Raw genomic sequence first — 214 nt, 5'->3', positions numbered from 1 at the left:
CGACCAGCGCCTCATAGCGGGCCCAGATTTTCTGCGCGTACTGCTCGCGCAAGGCGTCACGCTGCGGCCCCGACCCTGGCCCCGCATTGTAGGAGCCCACGGCCGTCCAGTTGTAACCGAAACGCTGGATAAACTCGGCGAGGATCGAAGCGCCCACTTCAACCGACAGGCACGGCTCGCTCAGCAGCCGCTCTTCGGTAATGCCCTGCTTGAG

At 64.5% G+C, this 214-nt stretch carries 1 protein-coding gene; it reads right to left on the bottom strand.

All coding sequences use genetic code 11. The features are described 5' to 3' along the window. Nucleotides 1-214 (bottom strand): transglycosylase SLT domain-containing protein (locus AC0608_RS13995; protein ID WP_478289509.1); only part of this gene is annotated, 214 nt, incomplete at both ends.

Source organism: Flavobacterium sp. GNP008 (assembly GCF_056428965.1).
Note: the sequence above shows the minus strand (reverse complement) of the source record. Positions and strands in the feature narration are given on the sequence as shown.